General features: G+C 72.1%; 13 protein-coding genes. 7 read left to right on the forward strand and 6 right to left on the reverse strand.

The window, feature by feature from the left end; genetic code table 11:
- Positions 1–97: 97 nt before the first annotated feature.
- On the reverse strand, positions 98–895 hold the full coding sequence (locus N864_RS12325) for a deoxyribonuclease IV (RefSeq protein ID WP_034717105.1): 798 nt from the start codon (positions 893–895) through the stop codon (positions 98–100).
- A gap of 116 nt (positions 896–1011) precedes the next feature.
- Between N864_RS12325 and N864_RS12330 the strand changes: the two genes are divergently transcribed.
- Positions 1012–1533 (forward strand): DUF4395 domain-containing protein, encoded by a 522-nt coding sequence (locus N864_RS12330; protein WP_034717107.1) that lies wholly within the window; start codon positions 1012–1014, stop codon positions 1531–1533.
- 216 nt (positions 1534–1749) lie between these two features.
- Here the strand turns inward: N864_RS12330 and N864_RS12335 are convergent, their stop codons facing one another.
- Positions 1750–4293 (reverse strand): ABC transporter permease, encoded by a 2544-nt coding sequence (locus N864_RS12335; RefSeq protein ID WP_034717110.1) that lies wholly within the window; start codon positions 4291–4293, stop codon positions 1750–1752.
- Between the two features lie 3 nt (positions 4294–4296).
- Positions 4297–5085, reverse strand: a complete 789-nt coding sequence (locus N864_RS12340) for an ABC transporter ATP-binding protein (RefSeq protein ID WP_034717112.1) — start codon at positions 5083–5085, stop codon at positions 4297–4299.
- Between the two features lie 291 nt (positions 5086–5376).
- Here N864_RS12340 and N864_RS12345 point away from each other — a divergent pair, with 291 nt between their 5' ends.
- Entirely contained in the window at positions 5377–6765 is a 1389-nt protein-coding gene (locus N864_RS12345) for a wax ester/triacylglycerol synthase family O-acyltransferase (RefSeq protein WP_162164526.1), read from the forward strand.
- A 30-nt stretch (positions 6766–6795) separates the two neighbouring features.
- Here N864_RS12345 and N864_RS12350 read toward each other — a convergent pair whose 3' ends face one another.
- Positions 6796–8424, reverse strand: a complete 1629-nt coding sequence (locus N864_RS12350) for an LLM class flavin-dependent oxidoreductase (protein WP_034717116.1) — start codon at positions 8422–8424, stop codon at positions 6796–6798.
- Between the two features lie 102 nt (positions 8425–8526).
- Between N864_RS12350 and N864_RS12355 the strand changes: the two genes are divergently transcribed.
- Together N864_RS12355 and N864_RS12360 are read left to right on the forward strand one after the other, a co-directional pair.
- Positions 8527–9834 carry an ATP-grasp domain-containing protein gene (locus N864_RS12355; RefSeq protein WP_081793772.1) on the forward strand — a complete coding sequence of 436 codons (1308 nt, stop codon included), beginning with the start codon at positions 8527–8529 and terminating at the stop codon, positions 9832–9834.
- A 117-nt stretch (positions 9835–9951) separates the two neighbouring features.
- Entirely contained in the window at positions 9952–10521 is a 570-nt protein-coding gene (locus tag N864_RS12360; RefSeq protein ID WP_034717118.1) for a type 1 glutamine amidotransferase domain-containing protein, read from the forward strand.
- Positions 10522–10544: 23 nt separating this feature from the next.
- Here the strand turns inward: N864_RS12360 and N864_RS12365 are convergent, their stop codons facing one another.
- Positions 10545–11192 (reverse strand): DUF1345 domain-containing protein, encoded by a 648-nt coding sequence (locus N864_RS12365; RefSeq protein ID WP_034717120.1) that lies wholly within the window; start codon positions 11190–11192, stop codon positions 10545–10547.
- A 35-nt stretch (positions 11193–11227) separates the two neighbouring features.
- On the opposite strand from N864_RS12365, the gene N864_RS12370 reads away from it, so the two are divergent.
- Genes N864_RS12370 through N864_RS12380 form a run of 3 tightly spaced genes read left to right on the forward strand, consistent with a single transcriptional unit; the run spans position 11228 to position 13672 of the window.
- Complete coding sequence (locus N864_RS12370; RefSeq protein WP_034717122.1) at positions 11228–12154, forward strand: diacylglycerol/lipid kinase family protein; 927 nt, start codon at positions 11228–11230, stop codon at positions 12152–12154.
- Position 12155: 1 nt separating this feature from the next.
- Entirely contained in the window at positions 12156–12977 is an 822-nt protein-coding gene (locus N864_RS12375; protein ID WP_240474306.1) for a phosphatase PAP2 family protein, read from the forward strand.
- Positions 12974–13672: a phosphatase PAP2 family protein gene (locus N864_RS12380; RefSeq protein ID WP_034717124.1), complete on the forward strand. Its 699-nt coding sequence runs from the start codon at positions 12974–12976 to the stop codon at positions 13670–13672. Before N864_RS12375 ends, N864_RS12380 begins: the two co-directional genes overlap by 4 nt.
- 23 nt (positions 13673–13695) lie before the next feature.
- Here N864_RS12380 and N864_RS12385 read toward each other — a convergent pair whose 3' ends face one another.
- Positions 13696–14478: a DUF1206 domain-containing protein gene (locus N864_RS12385; RefSeq protein WP_034717126.1), complete on the reverse strand. Its 783-nt coding sequence runs from the start codon at positions 14476–14478 to the stop codon at positions 13696–13698.
- Positions 14479–14629 lie beyond the last annotated feature (151 nt).

A 14629-nucleotide genomic window follows, 5' to 3' on the forward strand; every position in this document is an offset into this window, starting at 1 on the left:
CCCCGGCCGTCCCGGACCAGTGAGGCCCCGGCTGCCCCAGACCAGTGAGGTCCCGGGGCCCCCCACCCTCTGAGCCGCCGCGGCCGGGGGAGAGGTGTCAGCCGAGCTGGGAGCGGAGCCAGTCGATGTCGGCCTTCTGCCCGTCGACGCCGCCCGGCGTCTCGCAGACGACCGGCGCGTCGGCGGCCCGCACGAGCGCCACCACCTCGTCGCCGTCGAGGGTGCCGTGGCCGAAGTTCGTGTGCCGGTCGGCCCCGGAGTCGAACGCGTCGCGTGAGTCGTTGGCGTGGATGAGGTCGACCCGGCCCGTGATGGCCCGGACCCTGTCGACGACCGTCGTGAGGTCGTTGCCGCCCGCGAAGGCGTGGCACGTGTCGAGGCAGAAGCCGACGGTGTCGCCGCCCTCGGCCTCCCCGATCGCGTCCCAGAGCCGCGCGATCGCCTCGAGCCGGCGCGCCATGGCGTTGTCGCCGCCGGCGGTGTTCTCGATGAGGAGCGGCACGGGCATGTCGAGCCCGTCGACGCACTTGCGCCAGTTGTCGAACCCCTTGGCCGCGTCCTCGTCCTTGCCGAGGTGGCCGCCGTGCACGACGACCCCCTTGGCGCCGATCTCCGCCGCGGCGAGCAGGTGCTGCTGGAGCAGCTTGCGCCCGGGGATGCGGATCCGGTTGTTGAGGCTCGCAACGTTGATCGGGTAGGGCGCGTGGACGTAGAGGTCGACCCCGGCGGCCGCCGCGTCGGCTCGGAGCGCCTCGGCTCCGCCGGCGTAGCGGATGACCGGGCCCTTGTAGCTCTGTGGGTCGCCGAGGAAGAACTGCGAGAGCGTCGCCCCGCGTGCCCTCGCCTCGGCGATGGGGTCCTCCTGGTCGACGTGTGCTCCGATGCGCAGGGCCATGCCGACAGCCTAGGGTCCGTCTCCGACACCGCCGACCGCTCCATCCCGAGCGCCCACCTCTTCCGGATCGTGGACCAGTGCGATAAGGAAGCGTTATGTCGCCCATAATCGGACCCATGAGTGTGAGCAGGTTCCCCTCCGTCGTCGACGAGATCACCGTCCGGCTCATCGCCGCGGTCGTCCTCGGGATCGGTGTCATCGCCCTGGCCACGCAGCAGTGGTGGCTCTATGCGGTGCTGGCCGTCGACTTCGTGCTGCGCTCGGTCGTCGGGCCGCGCTGGAGCCCGGTCGCCCGGCTCGTGCAGCGCTGGGTCCGCCCGGCGGTCAGGCGGGCACCGGTCCGCGTGCCGGGCGCTCCCAAGCGCTTCGCGGCGGGCATCGGCGCCGTCCTGACCAGCGCCGCGACCCTCCTCTGGCTCGTCGACGTCGTCACCGGGTCGGCCGTGCCCGGCCTGCTCGTCGCCGTCGTCTCGATCGGCGTCGTCATGGTGCTCTTCCCGGCCCTCGAGGCGGTCCTCGGGCTCTGTGTCGGGTGCAAGCTCTTCGGTGCCCTGATGCGGCTCGGCCTGGTGCCCGAGACCGTGTGCCTCGAGTGCGCGGACATCACCCGGCGCCAACGCGTCGTCCCCGTCCCCTGACGCCCGAGCCCGTATGCCGCTCACTCGGCCCCCGCGGGACCGCGCGGCGGGCGCGGGGCGGGGTGAGCGGCATACCGGACGTTCCTCCGGACGACCACGATCGGGCCGCGGCGTGCCAATGCGTGCTCAGCCCCGCGCGTGCCACTGGATCGTGGTCGTCCGACCGAACGGGAGAGGCCCCGACCAACACGGTCGGGGCCTCCCTCTTTCGGAACGTCAGTCCGTCGTGATCGCCCGCAGCACGTCGAGCCGAGCGGCGCGGCGGCCCGGCCACAGCGCGGCGAGCACGCCGACGATGCCGGCCAGGGCGACGAACGGCGCAAGCTGCCCCGCCGGGATCGCGAGCACGTCGATGCCGTCGCCGGCCAGCGCTCGCTGCAGGGCCCACCCGCCGACGAGGCCGAGGCCGACGCCGAGCACCGCGCCGAGCAGGGCGATGGCGACCGACTCGAGCCGCAGCATCGTGCGCAGCTGGCGGCGGCTGAGGCCGACCGCCCGGAGCAGACCGATCTCCCGCGTCCGCTCGATGACCGACAGCGCCAAGGTGTTGACGATGCCCAGCACCGCGATGACGACCGCGAGCCCGAGGAGGGCGTAGATCAGGGCGAGCATCTGGTCGATCGGGCCGCGCTGCTCCTCGGCGAAGGCGGCTTGGTCCTTGACCGTCACGGTGGGCAGGTCGGCGACGACCGTCTCGAGCCCGGCCTCGACCGCGGCCCGGTCCGACCCGGGTGCCGTCAGGACGAAGGCCATGCTGTCCTGCTGGGGGACACCTGCCGCGTTCGCTGTCTCGAGCCCGAGCAGGATCGGCAGGCTGATCGCCTTGAGGTCGTGGTAGACCGCCGCCACGGTGTAGCTGCCCTCCTGGCCCGCGACGGTCAGCTCGACCTTCGAGCCGACCGCGACGTCGTGCTCGGCGGCGAACTTCTCGTCGACCGCGATCGCGCGGCCGGAGAGGCCGGCGAGCGAACCGTCCATGAGGTCGATCGGCACGACCCGCTGGAAGGACTGCGGGTCGACGGCGGCGCCGCCCGTGCGGCCCCCGTTGAACTGCATGTCGACGATCCGCAGCGGGCTGACCGCCTCGACGCCCGGCACCTGCGCCACCTCGTCGGTGACGGCCGCCGAGAACGGCTGGCCGATGGCGTTCGAGACGACGAAGTCGGCCGCGAAGCTGGCGTCGATCGCCTTGTCGATGCTCGCCTTCGCCGAGGCGCCGAAGACGGACATCATCGACACAAGGGTGAGCCCGATCATGAGGGCCGACGCGGTCGCCGCGGTGCGGCGCGGGTTGCGCACGGCGTTCTGCTCGGCCATGTGCCCGACCGTGCCGAACAGCCGCCGGTAGACCACGCCGGTGGCGGCGATGACGGGTCGTCCGGCCACGGGGCTCGTCATCGCGACGCCGAGGACGAGGGCGAAGACGCCGAGCCCGACGAACCAGGCGGCGTTGTCGACGCCGGCGAACCCGCCGACGGCGACGCCGGTGATCCCGGCAGCCACGAGCACCGCTCCCATCGCGACCCGCCAACGCATGGTGCCCTCGGGCATGGCGACGTCGTCACGCATCGCGGCGACCGGCGGCATCTTGCCGGCCCGGCGCGCGGGCAGGTAGGCGGCGACCATCGTGACGGCCATCCCGACGGCATACGCGGCGATGGCGGTCGAGGGCTGGAAGACGAGGGCCGACTCGGACAGGTCGAGCCCGAGCGTCGCGAAGAGCGCACGGATGCCGACCGCGAGGCCGAACCCGAGCGCGAGGCCCAGGGTCGAGCCGACGAGACCGACGACGAACGCCTCGAACAGGACCGAGCGCGTCACCTGGCCCCGGCCGGCACCGAGCGCCCGGAGCATCGCGAGCTCCCGGCTGCGCTGGGCGACGAGGATCGAGAAGGTGTTGATGATCAGGAACGACCCGACGAACAGGGCGATCCCGGCGAAGATGAGCAGGAAGGTGCTGATGAACGACAGCGCCTCGTTGATGCTCGTCTTCTGCTCCTCGGCCAGCTTCGCGCCGGTGATCGACTCGAAGCCGGCCGGCAGCGCCTGCTGCACCGCCGATGCGAGCTCGTCGGCACTGACGCCGTCCTTCGCGGTGACGGTGACGGTGGTGTACTCGTCCTTGCCGCCGAAGTAGAGGGCCTGCGCCGTCTTCGTGTCGAAGACGGTGATGCTGGCGCCGACGAGGCCGCCGGAGGCGAACTCCGCGGTGCCGACGAGGGTCGCGCTGACCTTGGGCTGCGCGCCGCTCGTGACGAGGGCGACGGTGTCGCCGACCCGGTAGCCGGCGCGCTCGGCGGTGGCGACGTCGAGGACGACCTCGCCGCTGCGCTCCGGCCAGTGGCCGGCGGTCAGGGTGAGCGGCTGGGCACCGGACGACGTCGGTGCCTCGTTGTGGTTCAGGCCGAGGCCGGGTGCGCCCTGGCCGCCGACGAGCTTGCCGGCCTTGGACACGACGAACGTCGTCTCGTCGCTGACGTTGCCGTCGGCGCGGGCGGCGCCGGTCGTGCCGGCGAGCCGCTCGACGAGGTCGCCGGGCACGGTGCGGGACGAGCCGGTGCCGTCGAACATGCCGCTCGTCGTGGCGGGACGGACGACGACGTCACCGACGGTGTCGGTGATCCCGTCGAAGGCCTTGCCGATGGTGTCGGTGAAGATGAGGGACCCGGCGACGAACGAGACGCCGAGGATGATCGCGAAGGCGCTCATCAGCAGCCGCAGCTTGCGGCCCAGGAGGCTCTTCCAACTGGCCTGGAGCATCGGTCAGGCACCCGCCGTCCGGCGCTCGAAGCCGAGCATCGCCTCGAGGACGCGCTCGGCGGTGGGCGCGCGCATCTCGTCGACGACCCGGCCGTCGGCGAGGAAGACGACACGGTCCGTGTGGCTCGCCGCGACGGGGTCGTGCGTGACCATGACGATCGTCTGGCCGAACTCGTCGACGCTGCGCCGCAGGAACGCGAGCACCTCGGTGCCCGAGGCGGAGTCGAGGTTGCCGGTCGGCTCGTCGGCGAAGATGATCTCCGGCCGGCTGACGAGGGCGCGGGCGCAGGCGACGCGCTGCTGCTGTCCGCCGGAGAGCTCGCTGGGGCGGTGGCCGAGGCGATCGCGCAGCCCGACCGTCTCGACGACGAGATCGAACCACGCCTGGTCCGGCTTGCGGCCGGCGATGGACAGCGGCAGCAGGATGTTCTCCTCGGCCGTGAGCGTCGGGATGAGGTTGAACGCCTGGAAGATGAAGCCGACCCGGTCGCGCCGCAGGGCGGTCAGCGCCTTGTCCTTGAGCCGGGTGATGTCGACGTCACCGATGTGGACCTCGCCGGCGCTCGCGGAGTCGAGTCCGGCGGCGCAGTGCATCAGAGTGGACTTGCCGGACCCGGACGGGCCCATGATGGCGGTGAACTCGCCGGCGGCGAGGTCGAGGTCGACGTGGTCGAGGGCCACGACCTCGGTGTCGCCGCAGCCGTAGACCTTGGTGAGGCCGACGACGCGCGCGGCGGCCTGGCGCTGCTCGGACCGCTGGGTCGGCGCGGCGAGCGAGGCAGAGCTGGACATGTGTGAGTGCTCCCGTGTGGAGTGAGTGGAATGGATCTCGCGATTGCACTCCGAACGCTAGGGTTTCGCGTCCTCAGCCCGCTCTCAGGTTCGCCCCTGATCCGACCCTGAGAGCACCCTGACGGGGTGTGGCCACCGTGCCCCGGTCGTGCTGTTTGCCGCCGTTTGGCGCGGGCGCGACCGGGCCGACCGGGCACAGCGGGCCGACCGGGCCGACGGGGCCGACCGGTCCGACCGGCATAATGGGCTGGCCGACTAGGCTGCCGGACCGGGAGGACGCGGATGCCGTCGATGCGCAGCACGGAGAGCATCTTCCTGCGCCTCGAGCGCCGCGGCTGGCCGATGGACGTCGCCGGCATCTACGTCCTGGACTCGGCGCCGGAGGGTCCGCTGGACTTCGACGACGTGCGGACCGTCTTCGCTCAACGCCTGGCCGCCTCGCCGGTCGCCAACCGCGTCGTGGCCCGGGCCCCGCTGCACATCGGCGAGGACCGTTGGACCCAGGCCGACTCGATCGACCTGGACGCGCACATGCACCACCGGGCGGTTCCGGAGCCTGGCGACCTGTCGGCCCTGTGGGAAGCCGTCCTGGAGGTCACTGGTGAGCCGCTGGACCGCGGCAGGCCGCTCTGGGAGGCGTGGTACCTCACGGGACTGGCCGACGGGCGCGCGGCCCTCGTGCTGCGGCTGCATCATGCGGTGACCGACGGCATGGGCCTGCTCGCCCTGCAACAGCTCCTCTTCGACCGGGCACCGACTCCCGTGTCCCCCGACCACGAGCAGGCGGCACTCGTCGGGCGTCCACATCCGTCCCTGCTGCGTCGCGCCCTCGTCGAGGTGCCGAGCCGGCTGGTCGGGACCACCCTCGCTGCAATCCGCCTTGTGGACCGGCTCGCCCATCCCGCATCCGATCAGCCGCCCAGCCTCCCTGGCTACCTGCCCTCACTGACCGCACCTCCGCCGGTGACGCTGTTCAACCGCCATGTGCGCGACCCGCGCAAGTCGATGGCGGCGCTCAGCCTGCCCTTCGACCACGTGCAGGCGGCGCGGAAGGTGCTCCCCGGCACGACGATCAACGACGTCCTGCTCAGCCTCGTGACCGGTGCGATGCGCGCCTACCTGTCCGCTCGCGACGACCTGCCCGACAAGCCGATCCGCACGACCTGCCCCGTCAACATCCGGGCCCCGGGCAACGACGGCAGCTATGGCAACCACCTCACGACGATGTGGGTTGACCTGCCGGTGCACCTCGACGAGCCCGTGGAACGCCTGGCCGCCGTGCACGCCAGCTCCGCCGCGGCCAAGAAGGCTCTGCCCCGGTCCCGCGCCGACTGGGACTCCCTCGCCGACGTCGGTGACCTGCTCCTGCCCGGGGTCGTCAGCGCCGCGATGGCCTTCGCCGGCACCAGGGCGTTCGGGCTCTTCCCGCCGACCCAGAACCTCACCGTCTCCACGCTCGCCGGACCGCGCGAGCCGCTCTATCTGACCACGCGCCGGATCACGAACGTCTTCCTCCGGGGCGTCGTCTGCCCGCCGATCCACCTCTTCTTCGCCGCCATCACGTACGACCAGGACGTTCATGTCACCGTCACCACGGTGCGCGAGCTGTGCCCCGACCCCGACGCACTGGTGGACGGGATGCGGGTCGAGCTCGACCGGCTCCTGAGCGCGCTCCACTGACCGCCCCCGCCGGCTGCGGCGAGCCGGTCGTCAGTTCAGGCCGTGCTGGGCCAGCGGGTGGAAGAGCTCGCGCTCCTCGTAGGCGAGGTGGGACAGGAGCGTGTCGGTGAGCAGGTCGATGGTCCGCTGCAGCTCGTCGAGGGCGGCGAGACCGGCGGCGCCATAGCCCTCCTCGCCGGCGAGGGCGACGAGGGCCTCGTCGACCTGGTCGAGGACGTCGGCGATGACGTGGTGCTCGTCCTCGAGCCGGTCGAGGACCGGCCCGAGCGCGGGGTCGGCGTGGCGCAGGTGGGTGAAGACGCTGCGGTCCTCGAGGGTGTGGTGCCCGGTGACGATCCGGCAGTAGGACTGGCAGAACGCGCCGAGGGTCCAGTTGTTCTGGCGCATGGCCATGGTGTTGATGACGGACCGGGCGCGGCCCACGGACATCAACCCGTCGCGGACCTGGTCGACGACGTCGCGCACCCGGCCCAGCTCGGACCGCAGGGCGTCGTGGATCTCGAGCAGGTGCTGCGGATGGGCCTGCTGCGGCGCGGTGTAGGTCGCCTCGGCTGGCGTGGGCAGGGACGGGCGATCGTCCTCGCGCCACGGCAGCGACGCCGAGAGCCGGGTGCCGTCGTCGGGCGTCGGCCGGACCGCCAGCGGGAACGCGCCGCCCGGGCGGGTCGGCACGCCGGCGTCATCGCCTGACACGCTCGCGTCACCACCTGACACGCCCGCGTCACCGCCTGACACGCCGCCGCTCCCGGTCGTGGCCGCGCGCCGGGCCCGTTCGACCCCGACGAGCTCCCGAGCCGCGGGCGCGACCTCCTCCGCGAAGCGGCGCACGTCGTCGGGCGAGTCGGTGCCGAGGATGAAGGCGCTCGTCCCGGTCTCGAGGGTGAGCTCGGCCAGCTGCTCGGCCCAGTCGCGTGGCGTCCCCTGGAGGAAGCCGGCACCCGTGCCGAACCGGCCGAAGACGTTGTACAGCCGGCGGATCAGCTCGGGCCCGCGACCGGCCTTCAGGGCCGCCTCGTCGAGCCGGGCGCTCAGCTCCGGCAGGGCCGCCGGGTCGGCGTAGCCCTGGCTCGGCAGCCACCCATCGGCGTACCGCGCGGTGACCCTCAGCATCCGCGGCTTGTAGGCGCCGAGCCAGATCTCGACGTCATGCGCCGGCGCCGGGCCGGCTCTCAGCCCACGCACGCTGTAGTGCTCGCCCTCGACGGTGACCGACCGGGCCCCGGGCCGCTGCGGGTCCTGGCCCCACACGCCGCGGATGACGCGGATCGCCTCGACGAGGGCGTCGACCGCCTCACCCGGGGTGCGACGCTGTCCTCCGGCCGCTTCGATGGCGTCCCAGAAGGCACCCGTGCCGAGGCCCAGCTCGGCCCGGCCGTTGCTGAGCAGGTCGAGGGTCGCGACCTGCTTGGCGAGCACGACGGGCGGTCGCAGCGGCAGGTTCGCGACGTTGGCGGCGACCCTGATCGAGCTGGTGCGGGCCGCCACGGCGGTCAGCAGCGTCGAAGTGTCCGCGTGGGTCGCGTTGTAGGGGTGGTCCTGCACCGTGAACAGGTCGAGCCCGGCGACGTCGGCCACCTGCGCGAGCTCGAGGGTGTCGGCGACCCGCGCCGCCTCCGGGCTCGCGAACACCCCGAAGAGCAGGTCTTGCCCGTAGTCCATGCCGCGCCTCCTTCGACCTCGGGCCCCATCTCACCACGAGCGAGCCTTGACACGGCTGCGAGGATCGGCCCACCACCCTCCATCGACGACGAGGTGAGGCAGATGACCGAGACGGTGATCCCCGGCGAGCAGGCGGCCCCGGCAGCGCAGGCCCCCGAAGCCCCGCCGACGCGCCACCTCATCGGGCTGCTCCTCGGGGCGGAGGAGGACTGGCCGACCGCCTTCGAGCAGGTCCTCGGCCTCGTGGGACCGATCCGCACCGACGACGGGCTGACCCACGAGGTGACGAGCGAGCGGCTCACCATCGAGCCGTTCGACCTGCGCCAGCCGGTCCGGACCGGTCTGGTCATCGACCGGCTCGCCTACTGGTACTACCACCCGCGGGAGTGGCTCAAGAAGGCCGCGCTCGTCAACGGCACCTACCTGCTCAACAGCCCGTTCACGTTCCAGTCGATGGAGAAGCACAGCGCCTACTGCGCGATGATCCGGCTCGGGCTCAAGGTGCCCACGACGATCCTCGTGCCCTACAAGAACCCGGTCGACAACGTCCGCTGGGCCTACACGAGCGCCCGCTACAACCGCCCCTTCGACCTCAAGGCGATCGCGAACGAGCTCGGCTACCCGCTCTACATGAAGCCGTTCGACGGCGGCGGCTGGCGCGGCGTCTCCCGGATCAACGACGAGCAGGACCTCGAGCGGGCCTACGACCAGTCCGGCGAGATGCTCATGCACCTGCAGGCCACGGTCGACTACGAGCACTTCGCCCGGGCCCTGTCGATCGGGCCGGAGACGATGGTCATGGACTTCCGGCCCGACCAGCCGATGCACCAGCGCTACGCCGTCTCCTACGACTTCCTCACCCCCAAGGCGGGCAAGCAGGCCGCCGCGATCAGCCGCATCGTCAACGCCTTCTTCGGCTGGGAGTTCAACTCCGCGGAGATGCTCGTCACCGGCGACGACGTCTATCCGATCGACTACGCCAACGCGTGCCCCGACGTCGCGGTCACCTCGCTGCACTACTACTTCCCCTGGGCCATCAAGGCGCTCGTGCGCTGGTCGGTCTACTGCATCGTCACCGGCCGGCGCCCGCGGGTGGACCTCGAGACGCACCGCTACTTCGAGGTCGCCGACCGCGCCGACCTCACCGACGACGAGAAGCTCGACGCCTACCTCGCGCTCGCCGACGCCTACCTCGACCGGGACGCCTACTTCGCCTGGTGCGCGCGCCACCTCGGCCACCTCGACGAGGCCGTGCTCGAGTGGGTGCAGTCCGACGCGTTCGACAAGCTCCTGCGCGACACCGTCCAGGCGACCTACCCCGCGCACGAGCAGGACCAGTTCATGGCGCACTTCGGCGGACTCGTCTCGCTGTGGGTCGGCGACGAGAAGGCGCGCCTGGGCGCGCGCTGAGCACAGCGGCATACGAACGACGGGGTATGCCGCCCAGCCCGCTCCCGCTGGAAGGTGCACGCCCCCGCGCCGCTGGGTAGTGACGTGGGGTCCCACCCCAGCGAGAAGGAGCTGAGTATGCCCAAGAAGATTGCCTTCCTCACCGCCAACGAAGGTGTCGAGCAGGTCGAGCTCACGGAGCCGTGGAAGGCCGTGACCGACGCGGGCCACGAGGCCGTCATGCTCGCGCCCGACAGTGGCACCGTGCAGATGTTCAACCACCTCGACAAGGCGGACACCCAGCAGGTCGACCAGACGGTCGGCGGGGCCAGCGTGGACGACTACGACGCCCTCGTGCTGCCCGGCGGCGTCGCCAACCCCGATGCCCTGCGCCAGGACCAGCAGGCGGTCCGGTTCATCAAGGAGTTCGTCGCGTCCGGCAAGCCGGTCGCCGCGATCTGCCACGCGCCGTGGACGCTCGTCGAGGCCGATGTGGTCTCGGGCCGCCGGCTCACGTCGTGGCCCAGCCTGCAGACCGACATCCGCAACGCCGGCGGCGACTGGGTCGACGAGGCTCTCGTCCAGGACGGCAACATCACGACGAGCCGCAAGCCGGACGACCTGCCGAAGTTCTGCTCCGCGCTGCTCGAGTCGATCGAGCACGGCTCGGCCTCGGCGCCGACCGCGGTCACGGGCTCGGCCGGCTGACCGCGCCGCCAGTGAGCCAGGTGTCAGCCGGTCTTGCCGGCCAGTCCGGCGATGAGGTTGATCGTCGCCGCGATGATGACGGTGCCGTAGACGTAGCCGAGCAGGCACTGGCCGAGCACGACACGTCGGATCGACGAGTTCTTCAGGTCGGCGTCGGACACCTGGTAGGCCATCCCGTTGTTGAACGAGAAGTAGGCGAAGTCGGAGAACTGCGGGTCGGCGACCTGCTTGAAGTCGATCGGCGGGCTCGGGCTGGAGTAGTAGATCCGGGCGTAGCGCAGCAGGTAGACGCTGTGGACGAGCAGCCAGCCGACCGCGATCGCCGCCACCCCGATCAAGGCATCGATGACCTGCTCCGCGCCGTGGCTCGAGCTGCCGACGAGCAGGACGCCGACCCCGCAGAGCCCGAGCAGCCCGACGGTGATCACGATGATGTCGGTCAGTGCGGCGCCCGGGTCCTCGCCCTCGACGTGGTCGCGCGTCGCCGCCGGGTCCATCCGCATGAGCGAGGTGAGCAGGGGCAGCGAGAAGGCGAGCCCGGCCGCGACGAAGCCGATCAGGATGTTCGCGACCACGGTGCGCGGCGGCCCGACGTGGACCAGGCCGCCCAGCACGCCGACCACGACGCCGATGATGAGGGCGACGCTGAGCCGCACCCGGATCCTGCCCACGCCCGCAGGCTACCGGCGGACCCTAGGATCAGGGAGTGACACCACCACAGCCGGAGCCGCGCAGGCTCACCGTCGTCGTCAACCCGATCAAGGTCGCCGACCTCGACGGGGCCAAGCGCGTCGTCGGGGCGGTCTGCGCCGACCACGGCTGGCCCGACCCGACGTGGGTCGAGACGACCGAGACCGAGACGGGCGAGAAGCAGGCCCGCGAGGCGGCCGCCTCGGGTGCCGAGGTCGTCGCCTCGCTCGGCGGGGACGGCACGGTGCGCGCTGTCGCGGCCGGCCTGGCCGGCAGCGAGGTCGCTCTCGGGCTGCTGCCGGCCGGCACCGGCAACCTGCTCGCTCGCAACCTCGGCCTGCCGATCGACTCGCTCGAGGACGCCATGCGGGTCCTCGTCACCGGGACGCCCCGGCGCATCGACGTCGGCTTCGTCGCCGCCGACGACGCCCCCGAGGAGGTCTTCGTCGTCATGGCGGGACTCGGGCTCGACGGCGCGATCATGGCCGGCGCGAACGAGTCGATCAAGGGCGCCATCGGGTGGCCCGCCTACCTCCTGTCCGCCGCAGAAGGCTTGGCCGAGCGCGGGTTCGGCGTGCGGGTCGACGCCGCGGGCGAGCCCGAGGCACCCGTGCGGCGCCGGCAGGCCCGCATGGTCGTCGTCGGCAACTGCGGCACCCTGCAGGGCGGCATCGAGCTGCTCCCGGACGCCCGGCTCGACGACGGCATCCTGGACGCCGTCGTCGCCGCTCCCACCGGCGTGACCGGCTGGGCCTCCGTCGCCGCCGACCTCGTGAGCCGGCACCGGGCCGGCCAGGGCCGCCTCGAGCGGCTCACCGGCGAGACGATCACGATCGAGGCGGACCACCCGGTGGAGGCCGAGATCGACGGCGACCCGATCGGCCCGCGCACCCGGATGGTGCTGCGGGTCGACCCCGCGTCCCTCGTGGTCCGGGGGGCCTGACGTGGGACGACGCTCCGGCGAGCCGCCGACCGCAGCCGCCGACCACGCGCGGACCGCGGCCGCACCGGGGACGGGTCGAGCGGCATACGGGCAGAAGGGTGGTCGTCTGCAGCACCCGCGGCGCCTGCGGCGGCTGCTCCGTGCCGTCGGCTACGGCCTCGGCTTCGCCGTGCCCCTCACCGGGCTCGCCTTCCTCGTGCGCGAGAAGTTCCTGCCCGTCATCGAGCTCGACGACGCGGCCGTGCGGGCGGCGACCGACATCTCCCGGGCGAACGACGGGCTGCGTGCCTTCTGGTTCGGCTGGCAGGAGGCGACGCAGCCGAAGTGGATCGTGATCGTCGCGACGGTCGTGTGCCTCGTCGTCTGGCGGCGGCACGACCTCAAGACCCGGTCGCTGTGGGCCTTCGTCACGATGCTCGTCGCGTGGAACCTCCAGCTCGACATCAAGCTCATCGTCCAGCGGGCCCGGCCGATCGTCAGCGACCCCGTCTCCCACGCCCCGGGCTACAGCTTCCCGTCCGGCCACGTCGCGACCGGCGCGGCCGTCGCCACCACGCTCGTGCTGCTCCTCTGGCCGCTGCTCGGCCCCGTCGGCCGCCGCGTCGCCGTCACGGTGGCGACGCTCTACGTCGTCGTGACGGGGCTCGACCGCGTCTTCCTGGGCGTCCACTTCCCCTCGGACGTCGTTGGCGGCATCATCTTCGGCGTGGGGCTCGCCGCCGCCTCCTACGCCGGCTATCTCGGGTGGAACCCACGCCAAGCCGACGGCCCACCCCCGCCCGAGGGCAGGACCGGGCCAGAGACCCCGAAAGGCCACCCGTGACCGAGCTCTCCCTGCAGCGCTACGACGTCGACCCCTCCCGTCCCAAGGCCCGCAAGGCGCTACGCGACGCCGCCCTGCGCGTCATCGCCCCCGCGGTCGTCCTGTTCGCCGCGATCGTCGGCATCGGCCTGCTCATCATGGGGCCGCTCGGCGGCATCCCGGCCGAGAACAGCCTGAGCCGCTCCGTCCAGCGCGGCCGGACCGCCACCTGGGACGCCGTCACCGCCGTCTGGTCGCACATCGGCAACACCGAGATCGTCATCGCCGTGTGCGTCGTCGCGGTCGCCATCGTCTGGTGGCGGACCAAGCAGTGGTGGTTTGCCATCGTCCCCGCCATCGCGATCTCCGTGCAGGCGACCGTCTTCGTCATCGCGACCGCGATCGTCGGTCGGCCGCGGCCCGAGGTGAAGCACCTCGACCCGGCCCCGCCGACCTCGAGCTACCCGAGTGGGCACATGGGCGCCTCGACGGCGCTCTACGTCACCTTCGCCCTGATGGCCCAGCGCATCGAGCAGGCCTGGCTGCGCCGACTGCTCACCGTCGTGTTCCTCATCGTGCCGGTGCTCGTCGGCTACGGCCGGCTCTACCGCGGGATGCACCACCTGAGCGACATCATCGTCGGCCTGCTCAACGGGCTGGTCTGCGCCTTCCTCGCCTGGCACTGGCTGCGCCGGCGGGACCCCAAGGGGGAGTGACCCGCAGGGTGAGTGAGCCGGCGTCAGACCCGGCCGTACCGGGCGCGCGCGAACGAGTAGACGCCGTAGGCGGCGAGGCCCAGCGCCACGACCGTGAGCAGCACCTGGCCGAAGGGCACGTCGAGCAACGAGCGCAGCGCCCGGTCGAGGCCGCCGGCCTCCTTGGGGTTGTTGTGGACTCCGGCGAGGACGAAGAGGACGCCGACGACGCCGAGGGCGACGCCCTTGGCGATGTAGCCGAACCGCGCCAGCACGACGACCGCGCGGCCCGGGTGCGAGCGAAGGTCCTGGAGGAACTTGCGTGACCAGCCCTTGTAGACGTGGTAGATCCCGACACCGAGGATCACGAGCCCGACGGCGATGACGAGCATGCCGCCGGCCGGTTTGGACATGAGGCTGGCCGTGACGTCGCTCGTCTGCTTCTGGCTCGACGAGCCGGACCCGGTCGCGAACTTGAGCGCGGTCCACGCGAGGACGAGGTAGACGACCCCCTTGGCGACGGCCTTGACCCGGTCACCGGCGTCGTGGCTGGCGAAAACCTGGGTCAGCTGCCAGATCCCGAGCCCGGCGAAGCCGACGACCGCCACCCAGAGCAGCACCGTGCCGAGCGCATTGGACGAGAGCGTCTGCAGCGCGCCCGACTGGTCGGCCTGCTTGCCGCTCACCCCGAAGGCGAGCTGGAGGGCGATCCATGCGATGAGCAGGTGCATCAGCCCGACGACCGCAAAGCCGGTGCGGGCGGCCCAGCCGAGTGCGTCGCTGTTGCCCGCCTGGCGGACGGTCTGCTTGACCTCACCGGAGTTCATGTCGCGCATCCTCGCACTGATGGCGGGCGAGTGGGGGCCACTTCCGCCCGGGCGGCCGGTCAGCCGGCGTCGAGCAGCCGGAGCAGGTGCGGCCAGACGCGCTCGCCGAGCTCCCGGTCGGCCTGCGCGCTGCCACCGCGGGCCATGCGGG

This window comes from Intrasporangium chromatireducens Q5-1, assembly GCF_000576575.1.
GTDB lineage: Bacteria > Actinomycetota > Actinomycetes > Actinomycetales > Dermatophilaceae > Intrasporangium_A > Intrasporangium_A chromatireducens.

Coding starts and splice junctions, on each gene's coding strand:
- N864_RS12325 (WP_034717105.1), bottom strand. CDS start 895: ATGGCCCTGCGCATCGGAGCACACGTCGACCAGGAGGACCCCATCGCC.
- N864_RS12330 (WP_034717107.1), top strand. CDS start 1,012: ATGAGTGTGAGCAGGTTCCCCTCCGTCGTCGACGAGATCACCGTCCGG.
- N864_RS12335 (WP_034717110.1), bottom strand. CDS start 4,293: ATGCTCCAGGCCAGTTGGAAGAGCCTCCTGGGCCGCAAGCTGCGGCTG.
- N864_RS12340 (WP_034717112.1), bottom strand. CDS start 5,085: ATGTCCAGCTCTGCCTCGCTCGCCGCGCCGACCCAGCGGTCCGAGCAG.
- N864_RS12345 (WP_162164526.1), top strand. CDS start 5,377: ATGCGCAGCACGGAGAGCATCTTCCTGCGCCTCGAGCGCCGCGGCTGG.
- N864_RS12350 (WP_034717116.1), bottom strand. CDS start 8,424: ATGGACTACGGGCAAGACCTGCTCTTCGGGGTGTTCGCGAGCCCGGAG.
- N864_RS12355 (WP_081793772.1), top strand. CDS start 8,527: ATGACCGAGACGGTGATCCCCGGCGAGCAGGCGGCCCCGGCAGCGCAG.
- N864_RS12360 (WP_034717118.1), top strand. CDS start 9,952: ATGCCCAAGAAGATTGCCTTCCTCACCGCCAACGAAGGTGTCGAGCAG.
- N864_RS12385 (WP_034717126.1), bottom strand. CDS start 14,478: ATGAACTCCGGTGAGGTCAAGCAGACCGTCCGCCAGGCGGGCAACAGC.